The 696-nt window shown below is 65.1% G+C and carries 1 protein-coding gene; it reads right to left on the reverse strand.

What is annotated here, in order from left to right; translation table 11 throughout:
- Positions 1–329: 329 nt before the first annotated feature.
- Positions 330–696 (reverse strand): alpha-hydroxy-acid oxidizing protein (locus X726_RS137240; protein ID WP_023673977.1); only part of this gene is annotated, 367 nt, incomplete at its 5' end.

Consider the following 696-nt stretch of genomic DNA (forward strand, 5'->3'; position numbering starts at 1 on the left):
GTGACGTGAACAATCACCAGCCTGCCATGACCGCCCCCTCTCAGCGAATTTGCAGAACTCTCAGCACACTACCGATCGGTGCCTAATTTGCATAACACCAAGCAAACACAATGGATTCAGGCTGGCTTACCTTCTCCGTTGCTTGCAGGAATACTCCTTCATGGCAATGGATTTGCACCATCTGCTCCTGTCCGTTCGGGGCATGGCGGGGTGCCTCCCCGATCACGAAGCAGCACCCGAACAAGCCCGTGACCAGCGCGTCCCCGCTTCCGAGACTTTCTCACTCAGTAAGGCTATGCGCCCGCCGCCACCTGCGGGCTACGCCGGCATCAACCGGCGGGCAGATGCGCCGAGGGCAATAAGCGGGCCTGGCGCAACGCCGCCAGATCAGCCGAGCCAGTGCAGAAGCAGGCGACGGCCAACTGGCGGATGACGATCTCGAAATGCGCGACAACGGCCTCGGTGGATACCGTAGCCGCGCGCAGCACGCCGGCTGCCTGCCCGGCGATGTCCGCGCCTAGGCGGATAGCCTTGGCCACGTCGACGCCGTCGCTGACCCCGCCCGACGCGATCAGCTTCACCGCTGGCAGCGCCCGACGTACCGCCTGCACGCTGGCCGGGGTCGGGATCCCCCAATCGGCGAACGCCATCGCAACTGTACGGTCGGCGGCATCGGGGGCCCGCTCGCCCTCCACC

Origin of the sequence: Mesorhizobium sp. LSJC285A00 (assembly GCF_000503155.1) — a bacterium.
GTDB lineage: Bacteria > Pseudomonadota > Alphaproteobacteria > Rhizobiales > Rhizobiaceae > Mesorhizobium.